This is a genomic window from Methylobacter marinus A45 (assembly GCF_000383855.1).
Taxonomy (GTDB): domain Bacteria; phylum Pseudomonadota; class Gammaproteobacteria; order Methylococcales; family Methylomonadaceae; genus Methylobacter; species Methylobacter marinus.
Map to the genome: position 1 here is coordinate 238,120 of NZ_KB912877.1, position 26,625 is coordinate 264,744.

Annotated in this window: 21 protein-coding genes; 6 read left to right on the plus strand and 15 right to left on the minus strand. The window is 53.1% G+C overall.

Annotation, left to right across the window (positions count from 1 at the left end; all coding sequences use genetic code 11):
* Window positions 1-211 precede the first annotated feature (211 nt).
* Together METMA_RS0101025 and METMA_RS0101030 are read left to right on the plus strand one after the other, a co-directional pair.
* Entirely contained in the window at window positions 212-1,588 is a 1,377-nt protein-coding gene (locus METMA_RS0101025) for a cryptochrome/photolyase family protein (RefSeq protein ID WP_020157193.1), read from the plus strand.
* 3 nt (window positions 1,589-1,591) lie between these two features.
* Window positions 1,592-2,095, plus strand: coding sequence for a lipocalin family protein (locus METMA_RS0101030; protein WP_020157194.1), 504 nt, complete (start codon window positions 1,592-1,594; stop codon window positions 2,093-2,095).
* Window positions 2,096-2,178: 83 nt separating this feature from the next.
* Here the strand turns inward: METMA_RS0101030 and METMA_RS0101035 are convergent, their stop codons facing one another.
* The 11 genes from METMA_RS0101035 to METMA_RS0101085 form a co-directional block, all read right to left on the minus strand.
* Window positions 2,179-3,225 (minus strand): methyltransferase domain-containing protein, encoded by a 1,047-nt coding sequence (locus METMA_RS0101035; RefSeq protein ID WP_020157195.1) that lies wholly within the window; start codon window positions 3,223-3,225, stop codon window positions 2,179-2,181.
* 176 nt (window positions 3,226-3,401) lie between these two features.
* Window positions 3,402-3,671: an anti-sigma factor family protein gene (locus METMA_RS27345; RefSeq protein ID WP_020157196.1), complete on the minus strand. Its 270-nt coding sequence runs from the start codon at window positions 3,669-3,671 to the stop codon at window positions 3,402-3,404.
* A gap of 15 nt (window positions 3,672-3,686) precedes the next feature.
* Window positions 3,687-4,250 (minus strand): sigma-70 family RNA polymerase sigma factor, encoded by a 564-nt coding sequence (locus METMA_RS0101045; protein ID WP_020157197.1) that lies wholly within the window; start codon window positions 4,248-4,250, stop codon window positions 3,687-3,689.
* Between the two features lie 166 nt (window positions 4,251-4,416).
* Entirely contained in the window at window positions 4,417-5,529 is a 1,113-nt protein-coding gene (locus tag METMA_RS0101050; protein WP_020157198.1) for an inorganic phosphate transporter, read from the minus strand.
* A gap of 20 nt (window positions 5,530-5,549) precedes the next feature.
* Window positions 5,550-7,697: an FAD-dependent oxidoreductase gene (locus METMA_RS0101055; protein ID WP_027146935.1), complete on the minus strand. Its 2,148-nt coding sequence runs from the start codon at window positions 7,695-7,697 to the stop codon at window positions 5,550-5,552.
* A 300-nt stretch (window positions 7,698-7,997) separates the two neighbouring features.
* Entirely contained in the window at window positions 7,998-9,662 is a 1,665-nt protein-coding gene (locus tag METMA_RS0101060; protein ID WP_232216301.1) for a type 1 periplasmic-binding domain-containing protein, read from the minus strand.
* Between the two features lie 138 nt (window positions 9,663-9,800).
* Window positions 9,801-10,499 carry an SCO family protein gene (locus METMA_RS0101065; RefSeq protein ID WP_020157201.1) on the minus strand — a complete coding sequence of 233 codons (699 nt, stop codon included), beginning with the start codon at window positions 10,497-10,499 and terminating at the stop codon, window positions 9,801-9,803.
* A gap of 93 nt (window positions 10,500-10,592) precedes the next feature.
* Entirely contained in the window at window positions 10,593-12,224 is a 1,632-nt protein-coding gene (locus tag METMA_RS0101070) for a hypothetical protein (protein ID WP_020157202.1), read from the minus strand.
* Window positions 12,225-12,283: 59 nt separating this feature from the next.
* Complete coding sequence (locus tag METMA_RS25620) at window positions 12,284-12,958, minus strand: SCO family protein (RefSeq protein ID WP_051114315.1); 675 nt, start codon at window positions 12,956-12,958, stop codon at window positions 12,284-12,286.
* A gap of 45 nt (window positions 12,959-13,003) precedes the next feature.
* Window positions 13,004-14,749 carry a multicopper oxidase family protein gene (locus METMA_RS0101080; protein WP_156830432.1) on the minus strand — a complete coding sequence of 582 codons (1,746 nt, stop codon included), beginning with the start codon at window positions 14,747-14,749 and terminating at the stop codon, window positions 13,004-13,006.
* 385 nt (window positions 14,750-15,134) lie between these two features.
* Window positions 15,135-15,830: a response regulator transcription factor gene (locus tag METMA_RS0101085; RefSeq protein ID WP_020157204.1), complete on the minus strand. Its 696-nt coding sequence runs from the start codon at window positions 15,828-15,830 to the stop codon at window positions 15,135-15,137.
* Between the two features lie 369 nt (window positions 15,831-16,199).
* Between METMA_RS0101085 and METMA_RS28160 the strand changes: the two genes are divergently transcribed.
* Window positions 16,200-16,445 carry a sigma factor-like helix-turn-helix DNA-binding protein gene (locus METMA_RS28160; RefSeq protein ID WP_408605827.1) on the plus strand — a complete coding sequence of 82 codons (246 nt, stop codon included), beginning with the start codon at window positions 16,200-16,202 and terminating at the stop codon, window positions 16,443-16,445.
* Window positions 16,446-16,798: 353 nt separating this feature from the next.
* Here the strand turns inward: METMA_RS28160 and METMA_RS23640 are convergent, their stop codons facing one another.
* The 3 genes from METMA_RS23640 to METMA_RS0101105 form a co-directional block, all read right to left on the minus strand.
* Window positions 16,799-17,725, minus strand: a complete 927-nt coding sequence (locus METMA_RS23640; protein WP_232216302.1) for an HvfB family MNIO-type RiPP peptide maturase — start codon at window positions 17,723-17,725, stop codon at window positions 16,799-16,801.
* 843 nt (window positions 17,726-18,568) lie between these two features.
* Complete coding sequence (eutC, locus tag METMA_RS0101100; protein ID WP_020157207.1) at window positions 18,569-19,324, minus strand: ethanolamine ammonia-lyase subunit EutC; 756 nt, start codon at window positions 19,322-19,324, stop codon at window positions 18,569-18,571.
* A complete protein-coding gene (locus METMA_RS0101105) occupies window positions 19,321-20,703 on the minus strand; it encodes an ethanolamine ammonia-lyase subunit EutB (RefSeq protein ID WP_020157208.1) in 1,383 nt (460 codons plus the stop codon). The genes eutC and METMA_RS0101105 overlap by 4 nt, the downstream gene beginning before the upstream one ends.
* Before the next feature lie 264 nt (window positions 20,704-20,967).
* Between METMA_RS0101105 and METMA_RS0101110 the strand changes: the two genes are divergently transcribed.
* The 3 genes from METMA_RS0101110 (at window position 20,968) to METMA_RS23645 (ending at window position 25,132) form a co-directional block, all read left to right on the plus strand.
* Entirely contained in the window at window positions 20,968-22,410 is a 1,443-nt protein-coding gene (locus tag METMA_RS0101110) for a flavin monoamine oxidase family protein (RefSeq protein ID WP_020157209.1), read from the plus strand.
* A 757-nt stretch (window positions 22,411-23,167) separates the two neighbouring features.
* The gene (locus tag METMA_RS0101120) at window positions 23,168-24,766 is read left to right on the plus strand and encodes an alkaline phosphatase D family protein (RefSeq protein WP_020157211.1); all 1,599 of its coding nucleotides are present in this window, start codon (window positions 23,168-23,170) and stop codon (window positions 24,764-24,766) included.
* Between the two features lie 69 nt (window positions 24,767-24,835).
* On the plus strand, window positions 24,836-25,132 hold the full coding sequence (locus METMA_RS23645) for a hypothetical protein (protein WP_020157212.1): 297 nt from the start codon (window positions 24,836-24,838) through the stop codon (window positions 25,130-25,132).
* Between the two features lie 52 nt (window positions 25,133-25,184).
* Here the strand turns inward: METMA_RS23645 and METMA_RS0101130 are convergent, their stop codons facing one another.
* Window positions 25,185-26,624, minus strand: coding sequence for a hypothetical protein (locus METMA_RS0101130; RefSeq protein WP_020157213.1), 1,440 nt, complete (start codon window positions 26,622-26,624; stop codon window positions 25,185-25,187).
* Between the last annotated feature and the right edge of the window lies 1 nt (window position 26,625).

Below are 26,625 nucleotides of genomic sequence, written 5' to 3' on the forward strand. Positions count from 1 at the left end.
GCCTCCGCCTGGACCCGGCCCCCGTCAACGCGCGTTCCGCGCCATGAAGCTATCCTCCCTGTCCATAGCCGGTCCGGCTGAATGCCAGCGTGCCTGTGGCTCATCCATTCACAGGCATTTTCACCGGTAAAAAACAATTTTTCTCCGGCAGTTCACGAAATGCAGCTGAAAACTGTCTACCTTGGTATCCTGAAAAACCTGTAGACTCCAGATGGCACGATATCAAAAAGCCCTGTTCATTTTTCGCCGCGATTTACGCCTGTTCGATAACACCGGCCTGAGCGCTGCATTGGCGCAGTCCGAACGGGTCATACCGGCGTTTGTTTTCGATCCGCGGCAAATCGAACCGCATCCGTACCAGAGCCAGCCGGCCTTGCAATTCATGCTGCAGGCGCTGGACGACTTGCAAGAGCAAATCGCCGAACAGGCCGGCACCTTGTATTATTTCCATGACCGGCCTGAAAACGTGATCAGCCGGCTGCAAATCGCGGAGTCGATCGAGGCCGTGTTTGTCAATCGCGATTACACCCCGTTCAGCCTGCAGCGCGACGCCCAACTGCAGCAATGTTGCCGACAGCTTGAACTTGACTTTTACAGCGCCAGCGATCTGTTATTAACCGAACCGGAACAGGTCTGCAAAGACAATCAAGAGCCCTACCGGATATTCACGCCGTTTTATAAACGGGCCCGACAATTCCCCGTCGCCTTGCCTCGCGCCTTGAGTCCGGGACGGCTGGCGAACTCGACCGCCATCGACAGCAATGCCGATTGGGCCCAGACGCTTAAAAAACCGCACCATAATGCGCAACGCGGCGGACGCCAAGCCGCCCTGGCGCTATTGGACGACATGGATCAACACCGCGACTATGCCGGGCGGCGCGACTTTCCGGCCCTGGCGGCCACGACCGGCTTATCGGCTTACCTCAAATTCGGCTGTTGTTCGATCAGGGAGGCTTATTACGGCATCATGGAAACTTTGGGCGAGGAGCACCCATTACTCAGACAACTGTACTGGCGCGACTTTTTTACCCATATTGCCTTCCATTTTCCGCATGTTTTCGGCCAGGCTTTCCACCGGCAATACGACGCGCTGCCCTGGCGCAATAATCCCGATGACTTTCAGGCCTGGACCTGCGGACGCACCGGCTTTCCGATTATCGACGCCGGCATGCGGCAGTTGAACGCAACCGGCTGGATGCACACGCGCGTGCGCATGCTGACCGCCTCGTTCCTGGCCAAGGACCTGCTCGTCGACTGGCGATGGGGCGAGCGCTATTTTGCCCGGCACCTGCTTGATTACGACCCAAGCATCAATAACGGCAACTGGCAATGGGCGGCCTCCACCGGCTGCGATGCGCAACCGTATTTCCGCCTATTCAATCCCTGGCTGCAACAGCGAAAATTCGATGCCGACTGCCTTTACATCAAGCAGTGGCTGCCCGAACTGCGGCCCTTCCCGGCCGCCGTCATTCATGACTGGCACCGACAACCTCAGCCTGGCGACTACCCGGCGCCGATCATCGATCACACTCTGCGCAGCCGGCAGACAAAAGCGCTGTTTCAGAGTCTTCAAAAACCCGGAGCTTAAACCATGCCTTATTTACTATTGCTGTTTCTGATCCTGATTTCCGGTTGCACCGGCCTGCCGCATGGCGTCAAACCCGTCACCGGTTTCGAAGTCAACCGATACCTCGGCAAATGGCACGAAATTGCCCGCCTCGACCACAGTTTTGAACGCGGTCTCACCGACGTCACGGCCGAATACAGCCTCAGGGACGATGGCGGGTTGCGGGTGCTGAACAGCGGTTACAACGCCGACACGGGGCAGCGCCAATCGGCCGAGGGCAAAGCCTACTTTATCGAATCGACGGATGTCGGGCGCTTGAAAGTCTCGTTTTTCGGCCCGTTCTACGGCGGCTACAACATCATTGCCCTGGACAAAGCCAACTACGGCTATGCCATGATTGCCGGTAACAGTTTTGATTATTTGTGGATCCTCGCGCGCGAACCTACCCTCGCCCCGGACATCCTGCAATCCTTGCTCGACCAGGCGCAATCGATGGGCTTCGCCACCGAGAATTTAATCTATCCCTGATGACTTAAAGCCTCTTTTCCGGCTTTGTTGACACCGTTGAACCGCTCCGTCCGTACCGGTTCTACCATGGGCGTGCGCGGGCTTCAGCAACAGGCTGCTCCAGACTCGACGGACAGGCTTTTATTGGGCGGCGCGCAATCGAACAGGCCGAAATGCGTGGATTTATCGCCCCATATGTCGAAGTGCCCGGCATAGCGACTGGCACCGAGCATGTCGGCGGTATTGCCGCAGACGCGCAAGGGCCGGCCGGTTTCGAAATGATGATGGTCATCCAGATCGAAAAAATGGGGTTGTTCAGACAAAGTGCCTTTATAGACCGCGACCTGCCCAAAGTCCTCGCAACGATCTTCCAACGGCATTTTAAAAGCCCTGACCGTGATCGAACGAAAATTGACCATGCCGATTTTTGCCGAGACTTCCGGATCGTCGAGCGCGATCGGGTTGTCCTTGACGATACGGACATCGGGACAGCCCAGATCCTGCATGATGCGACGAAAATCCTCCCAGTACAGAGCGCCGCCCAGGCATTCGCCCAGCAGAACCGGGTCCAGTTTGAGCGCAGCCGGAATGCGCCGGTCGGCATAGACATCGGAAAAGTAAAGTTCGCCGCCGGGTTTGAGCACGCGGAAAATTTCCGCCAACACCTGTTTTTTATCCGGCGACAGATTGATAACGCAGTTCGACACGACAACATCGATGGCATTGTCGGCAATGCCGATCGATGCGAGATCCTCGATCTGGCCCTGAAGGAACTCGACATTGGAACGCTCGTAGCCATAACGCTCGGCATGCCAGTCGCAATGGCGCCTGGCAACGTCGAGCTGCGCTTGTGTCATATCGACACCGATCACCCGACCGGTTTCGCCTACCAACCGGGACAACAAGTAACAATCGCGCCCTGAACCGCATCCCAGGTCCAATACGGTACGGCCTTCAAGCGCCGGGGGCAGCGGCGAACCGCAGCCGTAAAAGCGTGAAACCACTTCCGGATGCAGGTCGGAGAGATAGGAACGCAAATGCGTGGGCATGGCGTCGACGGTGCAACAGGCGCTGGTTTTCAAATCCTGACTGGATTTAAGCACCTCCCCGTAATAATTTTGAACAGATTCACTGATGGCGGCATCGGTCATATGGGCTCCGGATATAAATCGGGTTATTTCTGCAATAACCCGTAAATGGCACAGGGTATCGCATGTTTTTTTGAGTCGTTTAAACGCAAGATTACTTACAAGCGTGGGCAAATATTTTTTACACTGGCCCGGCTAACTCTAAATATCATGATAAAAAAGCGCAAAAACTGTAAGTATTATTGCTCCATTTTCTGCAACACGTTTCTTAAAGCCTGTTGAATGCGCTCTCGGGATTGTGCGGAAAGCCTGACCGATTCAGGCAATAGCAGTTGATCGTATTTTCCGGCTGCCCGCATGATTGAACGCAGCTTTTTAACATCCTGAAGATAACGTCGGCACAGGCTGCAAAGCGAAATATGCAAGTAAAGCCCTAAATGCTCACGCCAAGCGAGTTTACCATCCAGTTTTTTTGAAGCCAGGAAACTGGCTTCTTTACAGGTTAGCATTTCATTAGCCTCTATTTAATTGAACCACTTCAGATCAAGACAATGGCGTAATTGAAGCCGCGCTCTCGACAAAATCACCCAAAAATTGTTGAGTGTCGAAATGGACATCATTTTGCAGATATCCTCGCTCGCCATGCCATCCAGTTCACGCAGCATAAACAATTGAGCCATTTTGGTCGGCAACCGGTCGATGCAGTGCTGCAAAATGTCGATGAATTGCTCCTGCTCCAACGAGACATCCGGTTTGGACCAGGAAGATAAATCGATTTGCCAACCGCCTTGCCGGTCAAAATAATCGTTGTTAGCATCCTCTGAAAATTGATCCGCAAATCCCTGCGTCTTTTCCCTGGAGGCTTTTCGAAAATGGTCGATTATCTTATGCTTCAGGATGCCGATCAGCCAGGTCCGCTCGGATGCTTCTCCGGCGTAGCCGGCATTGGCTTTTAGAGCACCCAGCAGCGTTTCCTGCACCAAATCCTCAGCAATCTCGGGAACACGAACCCGGGCAAAGGCATAGCGATAGAGAATATCCCCATGCAAATCCAACCATTGATCAGGGGTTGACAATTTATGCGTCATCTTACTAACCCCGTTGTTATTAAAATTATTTGATCCATTCCTAATGAAGACAATGTTGAAAATTGAATGCCAAGTATAAGGCAAAACAATTAAATAATTATCCACAGCAATTCTCATGCGGATAATTGCACTTCTCATTCCGCGCCATTAACCGACCGCTCATAGATCAGCCAAACGCGCCGGTCATGCCGTAAACAGCAGCGGCGCACAAGGCGGCACAGGGCAAGGTCAACAGCCAGGACAATATAATGGATACAAACATTCGATGATGCGCCTTGCCGTTGGTCAGACCGATACCGAACAGCGAGCCCACCGACACATGCGTGGTGGAAACGGGCATGCCGAATTGGCTGGCAAAAATCACCAGCAAGGCGGTCGTCAAATTGGCGGCCAGACCTTGCCCGTGACTGATTTCGGTGATTTTGTGGCTCATGGTCTCGGCGACGCGCCGCGCATTGATGACACCGCCTAAAGCCATCATCGCGGCGACCAAAATGATGACCCAGTGCATGCTTAGCGAGGGCGCCAGCAATAACAATGCCGCGATTTTGGGCGTGTCATTAAGGCCGCGGGCAAAACAGACGGAACCCGCAGTCAAAAAATGCAGTTTATCCACCACGCTTTGCGCATTGATGCCCAGCACCTTGCCCGAATAACGGTCGGCGCAGGCCGCTTCGGTGTCGATGCTGAGATTAATCGACGGATTTTGCGCCATGGTCATGGCTCCCACGCCATTGTTTAAAGCTGCTTCATTTTCCACGCATAAACAGAGCGGCTCGCCTATACCCAACCGTTGCCGGACCTGCTTTAACGCCAGATAGACAAACATCGCCAGCACTACAGCAACCAATGGGCTTAACAGCAACGGCAGCACGAAATCATGCTGCAACGCGGTGAGATTCATTTCACCCCATGAGGCCAGCAAACCGCTGCCGACCATGGCCCCGAGCAAGGCATGCGTCGTGGATACGGGAAAGCCGACGCGAGTCGCCAGAATCACAGTCAATCCGGCGCCCGCGGCCACCGCGGTAATGAAAGGAATCGACTGGATCAGGTTATCCATGACCAGGCCTTTGCCGGAAAACTTAATCAATAGCGTTTGTGCTAAATACAAGGCACAAAGTGAACCCGCCAGAGTGGTCAACGTGGCCCAGAACAAAGCCACGCGGTAAGTGGCCGCGCCGCTGCCGTACAAGGACGCGACGCCTTTAAAGTTATCGTTGGCGCCATTGGCGAAACTGAGGAAACCTACAGCCATCATCAGCAATAACAGTGTCATATCAATACCTCCCGGTTGAGTTACCCGCGCCGCCACGCGTGTAAGCGTTCCAGCAAGCGCAGCACGCCTTGCGGCGCATGCGCGCGTTTCCAGGCACCTGCCGCGTATTTGTTGGCTTCGGCCAAGGTCGGATAAATATGGATCGTGCCCAACATTTTGTTCAGTCCGATACCATGTTTCATCGCCAGGACGAACTCGGCGATCAGGTCGCCCGCATGTTCGCCGACGATGGTAACGCCGAGAATCTTGTCCTTGCCGGGCCGGGTCAGGACTTTGACAAAGCCGTGCGCCTCGCCGTCGGCAATGGCTCGGTCGAGATCGTCGATGCCGTAAGTCACGACCTCATAAGGAATGCCCTGTTCTCTGGCATCTTGTTCGTTCAAGCCAACCCGAGCCACTTCAGGTTCGGTAAAGGTCGACCAGGGAATCACCGAATAATCGGTACGGAACTTTTTGAATTGGCCGAACAAGGCGTTGACGGCGGCATACCAGGCCTGATGCGCGGCCGTATGGGTGAACTGGTAAGGTCCCGCCACATCGCCGACGGCGTAGATATTCGGATAATTAGTTGCCTGAAAGCCATTGGTGGCGATGGTTTTCCGAGGCGACAAGGTAATACCCAATTCTTCGACGCCGTAGCCATTAATATTGGCTGCCCGGCCGATCGCGACCAACACCTGGTCGAACGGAATTTTGACCGGCTTACCCTGGTACTCGGCGATCAGGATTTTTTCGCCGTTTTCGACAATAAATTCCCTCGCGGTGTGTTCCAGGCGTAAATCGACGCCTTCCCGTTTGAAACGCGCCATGACCGCTTCGGATACTTCGGGGTCTTCACGCATCAGCAGGCGCGGCGCCATTTCGACCACGGTGACCTGGCTGCCGAAACGGGCAAAGCTTTGGGTCAGTTCGCTGCCGATCGGACCTCCGCCGAGTATCAGCAGGCGTTGCGGCAATGTCCGCAAATGCCAGATGGTATCCGACGTCACATAGCCGATAGTGTCAATACCGGGGATGGGCGGCACAAACGGGCGCGCGCCCGCGGCAATGACAATCGATCGCGTGCTCAGGACTTGAAGGCCATCGGCGGTTTTGATCCGGACTTCCCAGGGCGACATGATTTTGGCTTCGCCCTCGATGACATTAACACCCAGTTCCGTGTAACGCTCGATCGAATCGTGCGGTTCGACGGTTTTAATGACCGACTGCACCCGTTCCATGATGTCGGCGAAATCGAATTCCGCGCTGGCCTGTTTGATGCCGAATTCTTCGGAGCGCTTCAGATGAGACAGCCATTTGGCCGAACGGATCAGCGCCTTCGACGGCACGCAACCGGTATTCAGGCAATCGCCGCCCATTTTATGCTTTTCGATCAGCGTGACTTTGGCTTTCACGGCCGCCGCGATATAAGCTGTCACCAGTCCGCCGGAACCGGCACCGATCACGATAAGGTTATTATCGAAACGTTCGGGTTTATGCCATTGACGGTAAACCTTAAGCGCTTTAACGGTTTCGACGATTTTTTTGGCCAGCAACGGAAACAGTCCCAATAACGCGAATGAGCCCAGCAAGGTTGGCGACAATATACCGGACAGCGATTCGATTTTCGCCAACTGGGTACCGGCATTGACGTAGACGAGCGTCCCGGCCAGCATGCCGACCTGGCTAACCCAGTAGAATGTCCAGCCACGAAGCGCCGTCAACCCCATCGCCAGATTGATCATGAAGAACGGGAAAAGCGGCACCAGGCGCAGGGTAAACAGATAAAAAGGACCGTCGCGGCTAATGCCCTCATCGATCGCTTGCAGACGGGTGCCAAAACGCGATTTAACAGCATCCCGGAACAAAAACCGCGCGGCCAGAAAAGCCAGCGTCGCGCCGATGCTCGAGGCAAAGGACACGATCACCGTGCCCCACAGTAAACCGAAAACGGCCCCACCCGCCAGGGTCAATACCGTGGCACCGGGCAGCGACAGGCCGGTAACGGCGATATAGAGCAAGGCATAAATCACGACAGATAAACCGGGATGGGCACTGCGGTAGGATTCAATGGCCGCCTGCCGCGATTTCAAGGCTTCCAAAGTCAGGTATTGCCCGAGATCGAAGATGAAAAAAGCCGCCATCAAAGCCGCGATGACCAAGAGCAACACAATTCTTGATGCTTTCAAGATGCGCTCCCTGCCCGTTCGAATGACGGCTTTATTAATACTGATGTTTGTAACCGGCCGGCTCTCTCTAATTGAATAATCAAGCGTGGATTCCTTTGCATAACAATGAATGATGCCTGTTAGTCGATCAATAAGATATTTGCTTACAGAACGAAAAAATTAAGACGAGAAAATTGAGCGATATGTCTTCGCCTTTGCCCTGAATTTATGCGGCGGCTTGACACCTTTTTTAACGTTAAAGACGTCAAAAATATGACTTTGATCGCGTAATGCAAGAAGCGCTCTCGGAGCATTTGATTGCTATGGAACGATCCAGGAGCTGACAGGTTTAACCGGCTGCATTCCCGAAGCATCCAATTGCACCAGGTAAGCGCCTTTGGAAGCGAACCGTTGCTCGGGGCCAAGACTTAATCTCGGAAATGTGCCGGGATTTAGCGCGTTTTCCGCTTCATGTTCAATGTATTCAAGCAGATAATCGCGCGAAAAATGATCGACAACATGTTCGAGCCCATACTGCAATAAATTTAATGCGTAGTAGGTGTTGAATTGAACTCTGGCATTGGAAATTGGCAGTCTTCGGGTATTCATCCACGCTCTGACTCTGAATGCGCGTGGATGATAGGCGGTGGGCAGTTCATAGGGATAGCTGAAATAGAGTTTTGGCGCAAGCTCTTTTGAAACGCTGGTCAAATCTGCCTGCAAGAGTTCCGACGGCAGAAAAATTTGCTCTATCGTCTGAGCCCGGGCTGCCAGTTCGCTTAAAATCGCGCTTCCCAGTTTGCCGGGCCAAACGACAACCTTGCCGATCCGGGGGTGGCTCTCCATATATTTTGTCCATTCAAGCCGAAAACTTTCCATATCCTTTACAGGAATGCTTTCAACGGCGAGCGCCTTGTCGGCACTAAGCGTTTGGATAAAAACCCGCGCCGGTTTGCTTCCTTCCGCATCGTCCGCATGAAGCACGGCAATAGGCGCTGCCGGATCCGGTTTTTTTTCTTTCAGCAGATACTTGGCGATCGCTTTGGCTTCCAATAAAAGCCCTTGATTGAAATAAATGGAATAATGGCCCGGTTGTTCAACCGGCGGTAACTGGGTTAACGGAAACAGGCAAGGCACGCTGTTTTTTTCGCAAAACTCGTGTATCGGCGCCCAGTTGCCTTCCGCCATGCCGCCGATTAAGGCAAATACCGGTTTTTTCTGATAGTGCGCCGCCAATTCTTTCGGCCATTCCGCGGGGTTATCGGAAAGCTCCCAAACCTCATGATTCCAGATGCGGAAGGCCTTGGCGAAATCGGAACGATAACTCGGCGAAAAATTGGGATGATCCAGATTGCCTTTGGTTTCCAGATTCAACCATTCCACGAATTTTTCGATGGTCGATAGCATCGCGTTCTTATTGTCGGCATTGGCGTTTTGACTGACCACAGTCGCGAAATAAATCGTGTTTTCGTCCACGCCGGGATCGTTGTGCGAAGAAAGATTCTTTAAATAGGCCGTCAAGCCCGCCATATCGTGATCGTTGATTTTATAACGCGGCATCAAGGAACTTAATTTTCTTCCTGAAGGATCGATGCCCTCGCGTATGGCAAGCGCTAAGGATTCATCCGTATAGGCCGGCCGCTGGTAAGAAGAACGCATTCTTGCCCAAAAGAGTTTGGACTGGCTTTCCTTGAATAATTTTTTGAACAGATCGGCACGATCGAAACGGCGGGGATTGAAAAGGCTGGCGCCGGTTACCGGCAAAACATAGTTGCCGCCTTCACTGGAACCGTAACCGCTGCGCCGATGGCATTGAGCGCAATTGAAATGGGCATCTTTAAATTCAATGTCGCCCTCGGTTTGGCCTTGCAGCGGCTTGCCGGAAGAGTCGATGCCTTGATTATAAATCCGTTCACCGATCGCTGAATTATCGAATCGGAAGACATTAAAATAATGGTGCGCAATCCATAAGCCACCGAGCGGCAATAAAATTACAAAAAAAAGTTTTAAGCCCTTTTTTATGAGCGAGGATGATGTCAATCTGGCGTCCATTAATTTAGTTATTGCTGAATAGAGAAATAATGCCGAAAAACGACTGGCCATTAATCTTTAGGAACGTGAATTTTATAACTCCCGTTCCTTAGACGGGCCGGGTAACCCGATCAGGCTTTTATATTCCATGACCATATCGTTCCTGCCCAGGAGCCCCTCGATTCGTATCCAGTTGGCACCGGGCCCGGAGCGCATGAAAGTAAGCGACTTGTGGTACATTTTATTATTTCCGGTATAAGAGGCTTCGAAGGCTTTCAATATCTTGGAGACATCGTCACGGCTGCCGGTCAGAAAATGCCAGTTTTTTCCGGCTTTAAAGCGTTTGGCGTATTCGAACAGTCTCTCGGGCGTATCCTGTTCGGGATCGATCGATATGGAAATCAGGCGGTATTCATCGCCGGCCAATGCGTCCAGTTCGGGCTGGGCGCTGGCGAAAGAAGCGCTTAGCACCGGACAAATGGTGGAACAGGTTGCAAAGATGAACTGTACCATGACCGGCCCGCCGTAATCGATCAATTGGCGAAGGTCGACAGCGCTGCCTTCCTTATCAACCATTTGCAAGTCAGGTATGTCGTACCTGGCCTCGCTACGCGTATAGTTTTTAACCGAAGGTTTTGCATGCTCTTCGCTGGATTGTCGAGTCGGGTTCTCGCTGGCCATGGGCTTGGGATCGGATAGCATCCAGCCCTGCATGATATCGCCGGCTAATGCGCTTTCCCCATAAAGCCATAAAAAGACAATTCCAAGAAACCATTGATATCGTAAATGCATTATCCCCCCTATAAAAACAGATAAGCGGCGCCTTGTTCAATACAAGAGCGCCGCCGATTTCCAACGGTTATGTTATAGCTTTAAATCATACGGTTAATGAATCGACCACACCGCAATATCGTGATGCAAAGGGTCGAATTGATACCAGCGTATGCGCCGCGAAGGTTCGAAATTCATTTGCATGACCAGATTATGCTCGCCGACGACAGTGCTGTCGCCTGAACCCGTTGCGGGCGGTGTTATTATCAGGCTCGGCTTGCCTGATGTGGGCATGCCGGCATTAACCCACCAGTGAGCGCGTCCGAAAGTGAACCATTGTCCAGCCCCTCCGATGGCTTCGGTGGACTGGAAGGTATTTTCCCAACCGCGCCTGCCGCCGAAATCGACATTGAAGTAGGCATGGTCGAAATGGTCCCCGTTCAGCAATTTGATTTTTACTGTTTTGCCTCTGAGTTTCCAATCGGGATAGATGACAGCGCTGTCATCGGTAATACCCTTCATTTGGCCATAGATAGTATTGTTGACGAATAGCAGCGTCCAGTCGCTATCCGGATCGGCTGTTACGCCGTCCGGCAGTTTATTCCGGTCCTGCCATTGATAGAATGCGCGATCGAGCGCCGCGATATCCTCTGGCGAAGCACTGCCATTCGATTTAATTGACCGCAAGGTGTTCCACATGCGCTTGGCGGGCGCAAGATCGCCAATTTTAGCGATCGCCGCCAATTTGTCCGCTTCGCTCGCCGTCGGATGTTCGCCGAAAACAGAGGTTTCCCATTGCACCAATGTCTTGCCCGCTAACATTTTTCGGGCGTTTTCGGCAACCTGAACCCTTGGCGGATGCCTGCGCCAGCCCCAGTGATAGCTCAAATTATAATATTTGCCCGGCGCCATCTTTATTTCATACTCGGTCCGGGTGCCGTCCTCCATCGGAAAAAATGTCTGGTCCATCAAGACATTGGGCATCGGTGGCATCCCCGGCGGACTCAGAGCCGGGTCGTCGAAATACATCACCATGGGCGCGAAATCCTCATGTCCGCGGTTCAGCGTATCGACTTTATAGTGTATGGTCCAGGGCACGTCCAACACATCGCTGGGATCGATCATGTTGGTGTCGGATTCGATATGGCTGTCGAACCAGATTTGATGAATCTCGACAATACCGCCAACTTTGACGCCATTTTCAAAGATGGGCTGAACATGCTTTACTTTATCAGGGCCGTTGTAATGCAACATCGGCATGCCGCTATAATTCCGACCCGGAATCGGATTGCCTTCCAGTACGTCGATAGCCTTCTGCACGGCAGCGGCATTTGACCCATTCGAGTCCTTAATCTTCTTGAAAGCCATGGCCAAGTCGTCCGTAGGCGAGGTTTTATCGATTTCGGAAACGACAGGATCGGGATGCAGGTTATAGGGATGCTCCGGCGTGGACGGCAGGGTATTGGGCACTTCGACGCCGTTGCTATCGCAAACGTTCTTGTAGACGGTGGGCAGATGATTGCTTCCCGGCGGCTCGGCGAAAGGGTCCTGACTCGGGAAAATAGTATTTTCCGGAGTGATAATGGTGGTTGTTTTCACGCCGTCGGTTACCGTTACCGATTCCTGAGCTTCGGGAGGCATCGGTTGAGGCATGAGACAGTCCGCGGCGCTCGCCGCGGCAACACTGCCTAAGGAAACCGTCATGGCTAACAGCAGACGGCTGTAACTGAATTTTTGTTCTGACATAGTTGAACTCCGTTCCTTAAAGTACTTCTGGAATCGCGGATTGATAAGACGAAGATGATTTAAACATCGCGGTTGCTGTGTTTGTCTTTTTTGAGCCGGGTCAGGTCCACGGGCCCGGCGCGCTTAATCCCACTGCCTGCCGGGCTGCCGTTTTGCAGCCAGCCCAGGCGCGTTACCGCCATATCCGGGTCCGCGTCAGTGGCAAAAGCGCCCCATAAGCCCACGCTGCCGTTTCCATAGTGAACCATGCGCATATTAATGCCCTCATGGTGATGGTGTCTGGATAGGTGCCTGGCAAACCGGCCGCTGATTGTTTTGGAATCATCTTCCGAGGGACGAAGCAGATGCCATCCCGCCGGTATACCATGTTCCCCGGCATAGGCGGCAAGCCTCTCCACGGTATCTTTTTCAGGATCGGTGGTAATCGAATAGATACTGAACTCTTTTCCCAATTTATCCCCCAAGCGCTGGGCTATCTGAGAAATATGTTCGAGCGATGGAAAATGCTTTTGGCTGTCGATGGACATGAATTGCACCAATACAACCTTGTCGCGTATTAGATCACTGTAAAAACGGTAAGCCTTGCCGGTGTGCGAAGTCACTTCCACATCAGGAAACTGATTACCGCCCCTGCCCTGGGTCGGAGGCGGCAACAGGGCTTTTACTAGCAGGTCTCTGAGTTCCATTTTGGAAATCGGATGGGCTGAAACTTTCTGGTCTTTTTTGTTATTCATAAATACCTCGTGCGAGTCAAATTCTGTGAGTTACAACAGGCATAGTTAATCGCCCTCACCCGGAGGTACAATGTCCCACCGGATCATCATCGCATGATCTTCATGCACGACGTTGTGGCAGTGCATGACGTGTTTGCCGAGAAAATCCCGCCAGCGCGAGTAAAATTTCACTTCCTCGTTAGGTCCCAGCATGACCACGTCTTTTCTGGCATGCCGAACATCATTGCGATCCACCGGTTTTCCGTTTATTTCCAGTATCTGGAACTCTTCGAAGTGGCTGTGAATAGGATGCATCCAGGTGTTCCCGGCATTTCTGAACGTCCAGATCTCGGCGCTGTCCTGTTCGATCAAGGCGTCGGGTCTGTTAGGGTCCATCAATTTGCCGTTGATCGTCCACAAACCGTTGTCGTAATCGAAAACGAACAGGCGTTCCCTTCTGACATTACCCATGCTGATGGGCGGAAGCGTGCGCATGTGGTCGGGTATGCGGCTGGGATCGGGGCCCGTGGCCGCGACGACATCGAAACGCATGATTTGATCGCCCTGGTCCAGCTGTCTTCCGGTCCAACCCGCGCCATCCTCGCGTATTTCCATGCGATTGACCAGGTAGATAGAGTCGCCGGGATTGTATTTGGAGAAATCGATGATGATGTCGTGCCGCTCCGCAACGCCGAGCCTGATCTTGTCGGTTTCTATCGGCTGGGGAAGCAGGTTGCCGTCCGTTGAAATCACAAAGAATTGCTCACCCTTGTCCGGGCCGCCTTCTTTTTGCAGATACAAGTCATATAATCTGGACGGGCCGCCGTTCAGAACACGGAAACGGTATTTCCGCGCCTCGACGGTGAAATAGGGCTGGATGATCCGGTTGACGGTAAAGCGGTCGCCTATCATGCCGTGCGTTGTATACAGCGCGCTGGGCAGGTCATTACCGGTCGGCTCGGGATTGAAAAAGTCCCAGACGGCCTGCCCGTTCTGGTCGAACTGGACATCATGCAGAATCAGCGGCACATCGTATTTGCCGCTGGGCAAGCGGAAGGTGCCCTTTTTTGTCTCATCATTGGCATCCTTTTCATCGAAAAGCAGATAAAAACCGTTCAAACCCGCATACACGTTAGGAGCGGTAAAATCCAGGCGATGATCGTGGTACCACAGGGTGGACAGGGTTTCACGCTTGTCGAAACCTGCCGGGAAATTGCAGTATTGGTGATCCCAAAATTCGCCGGGGTTGACATAATCCTGTGGTATTCCGTCGCTTTCCGACGCCGTATGGGCGTTATGCAAATGTATCGTTGGACTGGGCAGGGCAAAGCGCACATTTCCCGCGCCTACCGTCGGTAAATTATTGATGCGCCGCACGAATACCGGGTCGCCATACTTACAATGAAAGGTCATGCCGGGAGTTATGCCTTTCGACATGCCCGGCTCGCGGAAGCCCCAGGACCAGGATCCCAGATTGTAAGGAAAATCCGTGTGATACTGCCACAGGAATTCTTCGAGATAATTGACGTAAAACTGCTTCGGCTCAAATTCATGATACCGTTGATGACGTTGGGGATCGGGCGCCATTCCGCCACCCGCCGCGGTCGATAAAAAATTCTTACTCACGCTTTTGGCTATCGGCATCACATTCAACGGTACGACAAATGGCCTTACCGGTGGACTGGGCGCTTCCACGATACTCGGGATAAACCCGTCGGGAAATACCAGATCAGCCTTACTCATTTTAGGCGCCAGAAGACTATAACCGGCGCCGGCCGCTCCAAACTTTAAAACATCGCGTCTTGTTGCCATAAACATTCCCCCCACAATCTTTTCAATAAAATTATTTGCTTTTCAAATTCCCGAAAAGCGCTTTTTCTTGTTGATTTTTTAAGACCGGAACGTGAAGCTGATTCCGGTCACTAGCAATCTAACATTTTGGTTTAGCCGTTGTCTTGAGGGATTTGGCTCATTTTTTTTAGGATAGATTACCCATTATTTTCATGATAGATAACCTAATGTACTGAGTGCTATTCACCTATTTTTCAAACGCCAGTTGAAGATTTGGAGAACAACTTGAGTTTTATTCAGGCAAGCAAAAGTCGAGATTGAGGAGGATTCAGCAGAGAAATCGATAGCAGGAATCAAGCGATGCATTATCGATAGAGCGCAAACATCATGCCCTTAATAAAACTATTTATTGAGAGGATGCCGGAGAGATTCCGTTGCGGGTTGCAAAAAGGGCCAACTCCAGTCGATCCCTGACTTCAAGCTTTCCATAGACCGAGTAAATATGATTGCGAACCGTTTTTTCACTGATATGCAGGGTTTTCGCGATCGATAATGTATTAAGCCCATTTACAACCAGGTTAACGATTTCCCGTTCACGTTTCGATAAACAAGCCAGGCCATTTTCTTGCAACTCTGCAATCTGATTCGATTTTTCAATTTCTTGCAGGGCGGAAGTTAATAAGGTTCGATCAAACCATAACTCATTGGATAAAACTCTATCTATTGCCTTGAGCAAAATTCCGGCGCTCTGGGTTTTTAATACAATGCCTGATACACCGGCCCGAATAAAATCAAAATAAACATTGCTGCGGCAAGGCGATGAAATCAACAAAATATGGCTCTCTTTACACCCTGACACTAACCGATGAATGAATGGAATGTTATCTTCGTGGTTGTAACAAGGATCCACTAAAATGATATCAGGTTTCAAATCGCCGGCTGTCTCCAAGGTTTGTTCATTAAACCCAACTTGAGAGATTACATCCAGATGAGGGCATGTGATGATCAGGCTGGCCAAGGCTTCCCTATACAATGTCTGATCATCAACCAGCATGACCGTTTTAGCTTGTTTTTGGGTGATACTATCATTATCAGCATGCATATTTATCGACCTGGGACGAACTTAAGATAACATTAATAAAAATTTGCTAATCCAGTTTAATTGGTCGCATCAATCATTAAAATCTTACAAAAATATGTAGAAAATATTATTGGTCTTTATACGGCACCATTGACTGACACTGCTTACAACCTGATTAAACCGAACATTCTCAAGCTTAAAGAATCAATGTCAGTCAGAATGGATTGCGTAAATAAAGGACGCATAAACGCCTTATACTATCATGAGCTCGATCGCCATTAATTAGCTGCCGTGCAAAGGCTGCCCAAGGAATCAACATTCGCATCAAACGTTACCCGGACCTGGCGGTTCAAGACGGATTAACCTGAATTGTGCTAATCAGAGTTCGTTCTGAGTGCGGTAGCGGAAGATTTAGTCCAGAAAGAGCAATTCCGGCAAGTCTTTCACAAATGTCTCACCCATTTGCCGGAAACCATGGCTAATTTATTTATACTGCGCGTCGTTGACGGATTGACCAATGAAGATTGTTGTAAGATTTTGAATATCGCTACGATAAACCAATTATATGTTGCATTATCGCGCACTCGGATGAAACTCGGATTATGTCTGGAAACTCATTGGATTGATAAGGCGTAAAGGCAAATGCTGAGGCGCCATCGATAGGCATTGTCAGGATATTTTAATGCCGGATGATGTCCGCAACCGTATTCAAGCAAAGTTGGCAACCTTGCAAAAACAGCCTGAACCTTAGCTCAACACCTAAAGCCTGAATACCGCTCGATTTATTCATTTTTTATGCTCGCGTGGTCGCCGCGTCGAAGCGCCTCAGCTTAACCAGGCAAGACAATCCGCTGGTTGGCATTTATTAACCAGACGGCCAAGCGGTTGATGAATCAGTTGCGGAGTAACCGGGCATGCCGCGTCATGTATCATGCCGACAAGCCGTTTGACAAGGGAATGGGGCCAGCGGCGCGGACGTATTGAAAACGTCATTGCGAGGCTTGAAACCGGAGTTTAAGTTCGGCCGCATATCCTCCGTTATCAGTTTTTAACAAACCGCCTATTAAGTCCCTGTTATAAAAATCCTGTAGCGCGGCGATTTGTTCAACCTCGGTCAATAATTCGGCAAGCGGCGGAATATTGAGGTCTCTTTCCAATAAGGTAGGAAATACGCCAAAAGACTCATAAGCCAGAGCCAATAGTTTCCAAACCGGATCGATCACTTTTTGCCCATGCGTATCAACAAGAGCGCCGGAACTATCTGTTTCGTGCCCGGCAATATGGCCATAAACGATACGTGCGCCGGGCAAGCCTTGCAAAAACAGGTAGGGATCATAGCCATGATTGATGCTGTTAACATAAACGTTATTGACATCCAGATGAAAAACGCAGTCGGCCTCCTCCAAAACCGCGTTGATGAAGGTTAATTCATTCATATCCGCTAACGGGGGCTTAACATAATATGCCGCATTTTCAATCGCAATAGGCCGCTCGAGAATGTCCTGTGCCAAGCGAATCCGGTTAGCCACGTATTGCACGGACTCTTCGGTAAAGGGAATAGAATAAAGATCGTACAAATGACCTTCATCACTGCAAAAGCTCAGATGTTCCGTATAAAACGCAAACTGATGTTGGTCTAGAAAATTTTTCATCCGGCGCAAAAAATCGACATCCAGCGGAGCCGAACCGCCCAAAGACAGCGAAAGACCATGCGCTACAAAAGTATACCGTTCGGTGAAATCCCGAAAAATCATACCAAGCCTGCCATCGACATCCATCCAGTTTTCCAGTGATACCTCAAAAAAGTCAATGACAGGCGAAACCTCGTTTTCAAGATCACTCAAGAACTCTCGCCGAAAACCTAGTCCAGCACCAGTAACCCCGGATGAACGCAAAGAAGACATGACTTTTTTCATAATTATGATCCATGTAAAAATGCTTATTAATTAATAATTTAAGCACGATAACCTGTACTCAACGGCGACTTTTCCAGCGAAAATCACAGCCATCGCTTTTTTTCATGAAGGCAACGGTTGTTAACAACATAACTTTTACGATCAATTTTTAAGATCAAAGACATCTTTATCAATGAATGATTCAATGATCACCATAACAAAAATATTCGTTGAAAAACCAAATCCACTTCCTAATCCAAAGTATTGATGCGAAACCATTCAATTGACGCCTTCATACCGCTATATCGCATTCGTTCATTTGTTGATTGACCTGAGCCGGTACTTGCGTTCCGCTAATTTTGCATACTAAACGGACTGGATTCAGCCAGTGCGCTACTAAAAAACTGCCAATAAGGATTGGGTCGTCAATCATTTCCCTAATTTAAGCATAGGATGTGCCGACGACAGGAGGCGCACTTGTGCCCTTTAGGGTATCGTTCGCGAGCAATGCGCTTCACTGCGCCGCCTGGAGCGCCTGGTTTTGCTCAACCCATCCTATGTTCTAATTTCAGGAAGTCATTTTTAGCTAAATCCTAAGACCGTGCCCATGCACCGCTATAGAGAGACAAATCGCTTTTCTAATGCATCAGTCGAACCCGGAAGCGATTACTTACAATTTTTTAAAAACGCAAAATCATGCCGAAACCAGGAATATCGAAGGATTTCCGCAGACAAATACCAGTAACTTCATTGAAAGCGGCACGGCTATAGTTGAACATCACGACGAAAAATCACCGCTCATCAATCGGCAAAAGTCAGGGGCTCGAATCTTAAACCATCGGCCAGAAGCCGGGAGACCGGCTCTCAGGTGAATGTTGAATCAGGCAGCCATTTCGGCATGTCATCCTTGAGCCCTACGCCGGAAAGACCACGCCGCAGGGCTTCCTGGCTCAGATGAGCCAGTTTCGCCGCTGCATCTTGGCAGGACAGGCCTTCGGGCGGATGAATATTGGAGATGCAGTTGCGTTCGGCATCGGTATTGCCGATCCGGGGTGCGTAGGTCAAATAGATGCCCAGGCTGTCGGCGGCGCTGAGTCCGGGGCGCTCGCCGACGATGATCACGGCCAGGCGCGCGCCAAGCAATGCGCCGATCTCATCCGCCAGCGCCACCCGGCCGTTGGGCACCAGGCAGACCGGACCGAGCCGCAGACCGTTGCGCCGATACGCCTCGACGATCGTGTTCAGCAGCGCCGGGCCGTGGCGGTCGACCGCGGTCGACGACAGACCGTTACTGATGACCAGCGCCACATCGATCGCCTCGCGACTGCGGGTCTCGAGCCGCTCCCGGCTCGCCTCGTCAAGGCGGCGCCCCTGATCGGGCCGTTGCAGATACTGCACCCGATCGGCGACCGGCGTCGCCAGGCTCAGCGCTTCCAGCCCCAGCGCTTCGACCGCCCGCACGCAGCGGTCGATCGCCCAGGGCTGGCGCACCGCATCCCGGGCCGCCGCATGGGCGAGCTGGAAATCGAGCAAGGACGAGGTCGGCAGGCCGCAGCCGGACCGGCCCTGGGCGATCCTGGCCTGCGTATACCGACGCAGCGTGTGCCAGGAATCATTCATGTCGGCTCCTCCGAAAGCACCGGGAAATGACTCAACAATGGCGTGGCAGCCTGCCCATCCGCCAGGCGGTTCCGGCCATCGAAAATGCCCATCCTCTCCAGCCAGTCCTCGAACTCCGGCGCGGGCCTCAGGCCCAGCACTTGCCGCAGATACAGGGCATCGTGGAACGAGGTGCTCTGATAGGCCAGCATAATATCGTCGGCGCCCGGAACGCCCATGATGTAACTGCATCCGGCAACGCCGAGCAGGGTCAGCAGGTTGTCCATGTCGTTCTGGTCCGCCTCGGCGTGATTCGTGTAACAAATATCGCAACCCATCGGCAGCCCCAGCAGCTTGCCGCAGAAATGATCCTCCAGGCCGGCGCGAATGATCTGCTTGCCGTCGTACAGATACTCGGGGCCGATAAAGCCGACGACGGTGTTGACCAGCAGCGGCGAAAATTCCCGGGCGACGGCGTAGGCCCGCGCTTCGCAAGTCTGGGCATCGACGCCGTGATGAGCGTTCGCGGACAACGCGCTGCCCTGGCCGGTTTCGAAATACATCAGATGGCGGCCGCCGCGCCCCAGCGACTCGGCCATGGCCCGGGCTTCCCGCAACAGAGCCAGATCGATGCCGAAACCGCGATTGGCCGCTTCGGTGCCGGCGATGGATTGGAACACCAGGTCGACCGGCGCACCGCGCCGCATCAGTTCCATGCTGGTGGTGACATGGGACAGCACACAGGACTGTGTCGGGATTTCATGACGGCTGATGATCTCGTCGAGCAGGTTCAGCAGCGTATGGACATTGTCGAGATGATCGGTCGCGGGGTTGATGCCGATAACGGCGTCGCCGCTGCCGTAGAGCAAGCCGTCCAGGATGCTGGCGGCGATGCCGCGCGGATCGTCCGTGGGATGATTCGGCTGCAGGCGCGTGGCAAGGCGCCCGGGCAGGCCGATCGTGTCGCGGAAGCGGGTGACCACCCGGCAGCGGCGCGCCACGGCGATCAGGTCCTGATTGCGCAAAATCTTGCTGACCGCAGCGACCATCTCCGGCGTCAGCCCGGCCGCCAGCGCCGACAAATTGCCACGGTCCGCCAGCAGCCAATCGCGAAATGCCCCGACGCTCAAGGACGCGACGGGAGCAAAGGCCTCATCATCATGCCGGTCCAGGATCAGCCGGGAAACCTCGTCGTGTTCCGGCGCGATCAGCGGCTCCTCAATAAAAGTCTTTAGCGGCACTTCGGCCAATAGCCGCTGGGCGACCGCCCGCTCGAGATCGGAATCCGCGGCCAGGCCGGCCAGTTCGTCGGCCGCCCGCCGGGGCGAGGCCTTGGCCATCAAGGTCCGCAGATTGCGGAAGTTGAAATTCTTAGCGTGCACGGTCGTGGAATAGTTCATGTCTTGCCCGGTTGTTGACCTTTACCTTGTCATTCGATAAACCTCGAGCATATGACAACAATATGACTCGAATGTGACAACCTGAATAGCGCGCCCCCGCGAAATTGAATTTTCCCCGTCCCTGACAAGTCTTTTGGCGCCCGAATCAGGCAGCCACATTTAAGCCAACTATTCAATCGGTCTTGCAGCCGCTGTGTCACACATTCAGTCATTTGAGTGCATAATTACAGACTGTTTTTAATTCCAACCCAAATGGCGATGCAAATGATGGTTAAATTCCCCTCCCGCGTATACCGCTTTACATTATTAGCTGTTTTGATTCTCACGCTCGGTTTCCGGCCCGGCTGGGCGCTGGCCGGGGACAATAGCGCCGACGTGCTGATCGTGGGGGCCGGCCTGTCCGGCTTGAGTTCGGCCTATTATCTGAAAAAAGCCGGCAAATCCGCTGTCATACTCGAGATGAGTCCGCATATCGGCGGCCGCATCCGCACCGCCACATACGCCGACAATGCCCATGCGGAGATAGGGCTGGAGGAATTCTGGGAAAGCAACCCGGCCGTTGACATCATGCGCGAGCTCAATATTCCGCTGGAGACTTTCTACACCAGTTTTTCAAGCTTTTACTATCATGGCAAACTGTATCCTTTCCTGCACGATTCCAACCTGGCATTCCTTGAATCGGTGATTGGCGCCGGGGAAATGGCCGCCTACCAACACTGGGACCGGAAAATGGCCTCGCTCTATAAGCAGCTCGACAGCCGGCCTCTGCCCGATGAAATCCTGGCGCTCAAGGACATATCTTTCGCCGACTGGATGCAAGCCACCAGCGGGCTGTCCCCCAAGGCCCTGGAATTTGTCCGCATCGAAACCGAACCCGAGTATGCCACCTCATGGGATCAAATCAGCGCGCTCGACGGCATCGCCGAATGGCATATCTTTTCAGGGCAAGGACAGGCGCCTTATCACGTCATAGGCGGCAACCAGCGCGCCGCGGAAGCGATCGCCGACTTTATCGGCAAGGACACTATACGGCTTAATCAGCTCGTTACCCACATCAGATCGACCGACTCCGGCGTCGAAGTCACCGCGACCGACCAGGGCAGCTTTCAGCAATATGTTTACCGCGCCCGTCACGTCATTGTCGCGGTGCCCTTATTCAGGCTCAACGATATCCAGTTCAGCCCGTCGCTGTCCGCGGAACGGCAACAGGCGATACAAACGCAGGCAGGCGGCGCCTACTTTACCGCCCATGTGCGGGTAGACCGCCAGGCCAGCCGGTTCTGGACGCATGACGGCGAGAGCGTTCTGCCTATCCTTTCCGATGGCCCCCTGGGCGTGATTTATGAAGGCAACTTTGAAAACGGCAACGATGCGCTATTGAACCTACTGGTCACCGGCGCTTATGCCGAACGGTTCAATTCCCGGCTCAGCAGCCCGGAAGATATTCAGGCTACCTTGCTGGACGCCTTCGAGAAACAGTGGCCCGGTTTCCGGCAAGCGTTCAGGCAAATGACCTTTTACCGCTATCATCCCCGCGCCATCGCGTCCTGGCCTGTGGGCCGCTCGCGCTACGACAGCCTTTCCGATTCGTTAAGACAGCCCCAGGGCCGCATTTATTTTGCCGGTGATTTCACCGAGGACACCCACTCCAACGGCGCAACCCATGCCGCCATGCGCGCGGTGAAAGACATTTTGCGGCAAGATTGATACCAACGATGCCTCGGGGTTACGTTCGCGCTTTTACGGCCTATGGATCCGGCCGTAAATATATCCCTGTTTAAACACAGGATGCGCAGACGACAGGAGACGCATCGTTCGCGGGCGATGCGCTTCACTATGCTGCCTGGAGCGTCTACTTTTGGTCAACACATCTTATGCAGGATTCTGGTTTCAGCAAGTCATTTTTAGCCCAATCCCATGGTTGAACCTGGTCTACTGCTCAAGCCTGAAATTGTCGTTATAACTGATGTTACGCGGCCAGTTGAATTTAGATCAATTTAATAAAGTGTCGCTAGCGCGACGGTTTTATTTAATCGGGTTTATCGCACCCGAAGGCGAGTTACTTTCTTTTGCGCGGCCAAAAGAAAGTAACCAAAGAAAAGGCCGCCCGTTGCCGCTTGCTCCCTGTGCTCCTCGCTTTCGCCGAGGGTTGCCAAAAGGGACTCCTGTCCCTTTGGCAACGCGCGGCTTCCCTGCCGCGCCCCTTCGGGCTGTTCTCGGCGAAAGCTCCGGTGCTCGGCGCGGCAAACGGGATGAAACCGTCCGTGCGTAACATCAGGTTATAATCGTTTCTGCCCGCTATTCCAGATATCGGTTGATACCAAGGCGTTTGCAGCTCTCTGTGAGAGCGAATTCATTCGACCCGAAACACCACACCACGTCCCGGTTTTATTTTCAACCGTCATTACCCTGTCATAACCCGCTTGAATAATACAGCCTGATTTTCAAATTCAGAGCTTGTGTTATGTTGAATGACTATCAAAAATCCCGCCGTAACTTCATCAAAAACGCAGGTCTTGCCGTGGGCGCCGGCGTTGCCCCTTCATGCACCGGATTAAGCAATATTGCCGCCGCCTTGAATCCGACGTCATTGTCCGTCCAACCCCAATTGACGCATGGCGTTCAATTTGGAGACGTGCTGTCGGACCGGGCGATCGTCTGGAGCCGGGCCGACCGCCCCGGCCGGATGCTTGTCGGCTACAGTTTTAATCCCGACTTTAACGATGCAAAGCTGATACAAGGCCCCTTAGCCACCGTACATAACGACTATACCGCCCGCATCGATTTAACCGGACTGCCTGCCGGACAGGATGTCTTCGTTCAGGTCATGTTTCATGACAGCAATAATCACCGGGCATTGAGCCAGGCCGGCCACGGTTATTTTCGTACCGCCCCGGCGCATATGAAAAGCATCCGCTTCCTGTGGTCCGGCGATACCTGCGGCCAGGGCTGGGGCATCAACCCCGACATCGGCGGCATGAGAATCTATGAAACCATGCGCCTGACCGACCCCGATTTTTTTATCCATTGCGGCGACAGCATTTATGCCGACTGCCCTATTTCGGAATCCCAGCCCGTCCATGAGACCGGTGACGTCTGGCGCAACATCGTCATTCCGGAAGTCACCAAGGTTGCCGAGACGCTGGACGAGTTCCGCGGCCGTTACAAATATAACCTGCTGGACCATAACCTGCGCCGTTTTAATGCCGAAGTCCCATGCGTCTGGCTATGGGACGATCACGAGATCACCAACAACTGGTCGCCCTCGAAAAACTTGCAGGGCGATGCCCGCTATGTCGAAAAGAATATCGCCGAACTCAAGACGCAAGGCACCGTCGCGGCCCTGGAATATGCGCCCATCCGCTACTATTCGGCAAGCCAAAGCCAGCGGATCTACCGCAAACTGCCGTATGGCCCGCTGCTGGAACTGTTTGTGCTGGATATGCGCTCCTATCGCGGACCCAATAACTATAACCGCCAGACGCAACCCGACGCCGATACCGCCTATCTGGGCCGCGAGCAATTGGACTGGCTGAAAGCCGGGCTGAAAAATTCGACGGCCGTATGGAAAGTGATTGCCGCGGACATGCCGATCGGCTTACAGTTGCCGGACGGCCTCGATGAACAAAACCGGCGCCAGTTTGAAAACTTCGCCAATGGCGACGGACCCGTTTTGGGGCGCGAGTTTGAAATCGCGGAGTTGCTGGCCTTCATCAAACAGGAAGGCATTGCCAATACGGTCTGGTTTACCGCCGACGTCCACTATTGCGCCGCGCATTATTACGATCCCGGCAAAGCCCGGTTCAAAAACTTCGAACCGTTTTGGGAGTTCGTTTCCGGCCCGCTGAATGCCGGAAGTTTCTGTCCGCATCCGCTTGACGATACGTTCGGGCCGCAACTGATCTTTCAAAAAGCCTCGCCCAGCCCCAACCAGTCGCCCTTGTCGGGACTCCAGTTCTTCGGCCAGGTCGATATCGACGGCGACAGCCGGGTGATGACAGTCGCCTTGAAAGACATCGAAGGCGACACCCTGTTCACGCAGGACATTTATCCGTCAGCCTGAAACGGCTTGCGTGGAAACCGATGGGCGCTGGCGACAACTTGACGAACCCGACTGGAGAAGTGATTAAACATGGATAACGACACGCTGATAAACCAAGCGCGGCGCCTTTATGCCGTGTTACACGTCAAGCAATATGTGCTTGCCATAGGCAATAAAGCCGAATTCGACCGCCTTGACCATCTGGTCATGTGGGCTTATTGCCGATACCAGCGCCGGCTGAACCGCTGTGTTTTATGTTATCAGCACCGGCTGACCGACTGCAGCCGGGAGTTTGAAGGCAAAAAACGGCGCTTCTGCCCCAACCTCACGCATCGCCCCCATAAGCCCGACCCGGCCACGGCGGACGCATTCGAGGAAAAGCCGTAGATATCCATGGAACGGATGTTACGCCACCCCGCGCGTAACATCCGTCATCGTATCAATGCCTTCTCGCTTTCTGCCAGTTACGCCAGGTCGCCCAGAAATCCTCTCCCATACTTTTCAGCATCTGAGGTTTTTTCTCGGATTCGACGGCGGCATAGTTCATCAGCACTGCTTCCATGAAGGTACTGTAATCCAGCGCCACCGCGCCCGGCTTCTGGCTTTGCGGCACGGTCCCCGGCCGATTCTTGAACCATTCGTTCCACTCGTCCGAGCCGGGCGTGTACATGTTCCAGGGCTGGCCCTCGATCACCGGCATTTTCACCGGATAAAAGAAGGTCAGCGGCTGAAATGATCCGGGAAGGAAGCTGGAGGTGCCGTGGCAGCTCAGGCAGGAGGAACTGGGCAGTTTGGCGACGATCTTGCCATCGACCTCGACATTGGTTTTAACGGCGATGTCGAACGGCCCCGACATGCGGCCGCCATACCCCAGGGTGACTTTGGCATAAGCCGGCGCCGCGGGATTGATATAGGTTTCCAACAATGGCTGCCCGGGATTCCGCGCGGAATTAACCTCAGGATCATTGCCCCACATCGCGCCGAGCGGCACCATTTTATCCCAGGCATCCTTGCCCGACGCGTCCTTGTCATAAACCAGCGTGGTGAACACCCAGCCGGTTTCCGGCGCGGCGACGCTATCCTTGACGATGATGTCGAAAATGCCGACATAAATATCGCTCACTACCGGCGGTTCGTTGGGAACGGTGCCGTCAAGGTTGAACGGCGGACGATAGATTTGCCACTTCGCCGCCCCCTGCATCACCGGCCATTGTTCGCCGGAAGCATTAACGCCGGCGGATTTGACCACCAGCGAGCCTTCATCGAATTGCGCGGCATTGTTGTGCAGCGTCGGCACGCAACGTCCCTGCCCCGACCGGCATTTTTGCCAGACGCGGTGCAGCGTGTAAGCGGCAACATCGTTGTAATAAATGGTGGCGTAATTGCGGATATCGACTTTCAGCCCGGACTCTGCATACGTCGAAGCCGGCAGGATCTGCCCGGTATAAGTACCGTAAATCGCTTCCCTGCCCTCCCAGCCGGTTTTATCCACGGCAGCGCCGGCCCACGGCATGCTGTACCACTCATGCGTCGTGGCGTTCCATTCCTTAGGCCGCGTCACCATCACCCGCATGTCCCGGGTGACGGCTTCTTTCAGCGCCTCGATATAGGCATGGGCGTTATCCTTGGTCAGCGGCTTGCCATTCAAAACTTTTTGCCACGGCTGCTCGGCATTCGGCGGCGTTTGCGGATAGGCGTGATTGAACCGCCAAAGCGGCCCCTCGTATTCGACCCTGGACGGAATCTGACCGTTATTGACCGCGAACGGGTCCACCATTGCCGCCGTTTTTTGCTGCAGGGCCTGGGCGGCTCCCGCCCCCAGCAGTAACGCCAATCCTGCCGAAAATATGATCAATGGCCTGTTGTTTCTGAACTGCATC

Coding starts and splice junctions, on each gene's coding strand:
- METMA_RS25620 (WP_051114315.1), bottom strand. CDS start 12,958: ATGAATAACAAAAAAGACCAGAAAGTTTCAGCCCATCCGATTTCCAAA.
- METMA_RS23640 (WP_232216302.1), bottom strand. CDS start 17,725: ATGAAAAAAGTCATGTCTTCTTTGCGTTCATCCGGGGTTACTGGTGCT.
- METMA_RS0101030 (WP_020157194.1), top strand. CDS start 1,592: ATGCCTTATTTACTATTGCTGTTTCTGATCCTGATTTCCGGTTGCACC.
- METMA_RS0101085 (WP_020157204.1), bottom strand. CDS start 15,830: ATGCATGCTGATAATGATAGTATCACCCAAAAACAAGCTAAAACGGTC.
- METMA_RS0101025 (WP_020157193.1), top strand. CDS start 212: ATGGCACGATATCAAAAAGCCCTGTTCATTTTTCGCCGCGATTTACGC.
- METMA_RS27345 (WP_020157196.1), bottom strand. CDS start 3,671: ATGCTAACCTGTAAAGAAGCCAGTTTCCTGGCTTCAAAAAAACTGGAT.
- METMA_RS0101105 (WP_020157208.1), bottom strand. CDS start 20,703: ATGAACTATTCCACGACCGTGCACGCTAAGAATTTCAACTTCCGCAAT.
- METMA_RS0101035 (WP_020157195.1), bottom strand. CDS start 3,225: ATGACCGATGCCGCCATCAGTGAATCTGTTCAAAATTATTACGGGGAG.
- eutC (WP_020157207.1), bottom strand. CDS start 19,324: ATGAATGATTCCTGGCACACGCTGCGTCGGTATACGCAGGCCAGGATC.
- METMA_RS0101080 (WP_156830432.1), bottom strand. CDS start 14,749: ATGGCAACAAGACGCGATGTTTTAAAGTTTGGAGCGGCCGGCGCCGGT.
- METMA_RS0101050 (WP_020157198.1), bottom strand. CDS start 5,529: ATGACACTGTTATTGCTGATGATGGCTGTAGGTTTCCTCAGTTTCGCC.
- METMA_RS0101070 (WP_020157202.1), bottom strand. CDS start 12,224: ATGTCAGAACAAAAATTCAGTTACAGCCGTCTGCTGTTAGCCATGACG.
- METMA_RS23645 (WP_020157212.1), top strand. CDS start 24,836: ATGGATAACGACACGCTGATAAACCAAGCGCGGCGCCTTTATGCCGTG.
- METMA_RS0101120 (WP_020157211.1), top strand. CDS start 23,168: ATGTTGAATGACTATCAAAAATCCCGCCGTAACTTCATCAAAAACGCA.
- METMA_RS0101110 (WP_020157209.1), top strand. CDS start 20,968: ATGATGGTTAAATTCCCCTCCCGCGTATACCGCTTTACATTATTAGCT.
- METMA_RS0101130 (WP_020157213.1), bottom strand. CDS start 26,624: ATGCAGTTCAGAAACAACAGGCCATTGATCATATTTTCGGCAGGATTG.
- METMA_RS0101065 (WP_020157201.1), bottom strand. CDS start 10,499: ATGCATTTACGATATCAATGGTTTCTTGGAATTGTCTTTTTATGGCTT.
- METMA_RS0101045 (WP_020157197.1), bottom strand. CDS start 4,250: ATGACGCATAAATTGTCAACCCCTGATCAATGGTTGGATTTGCATGGG.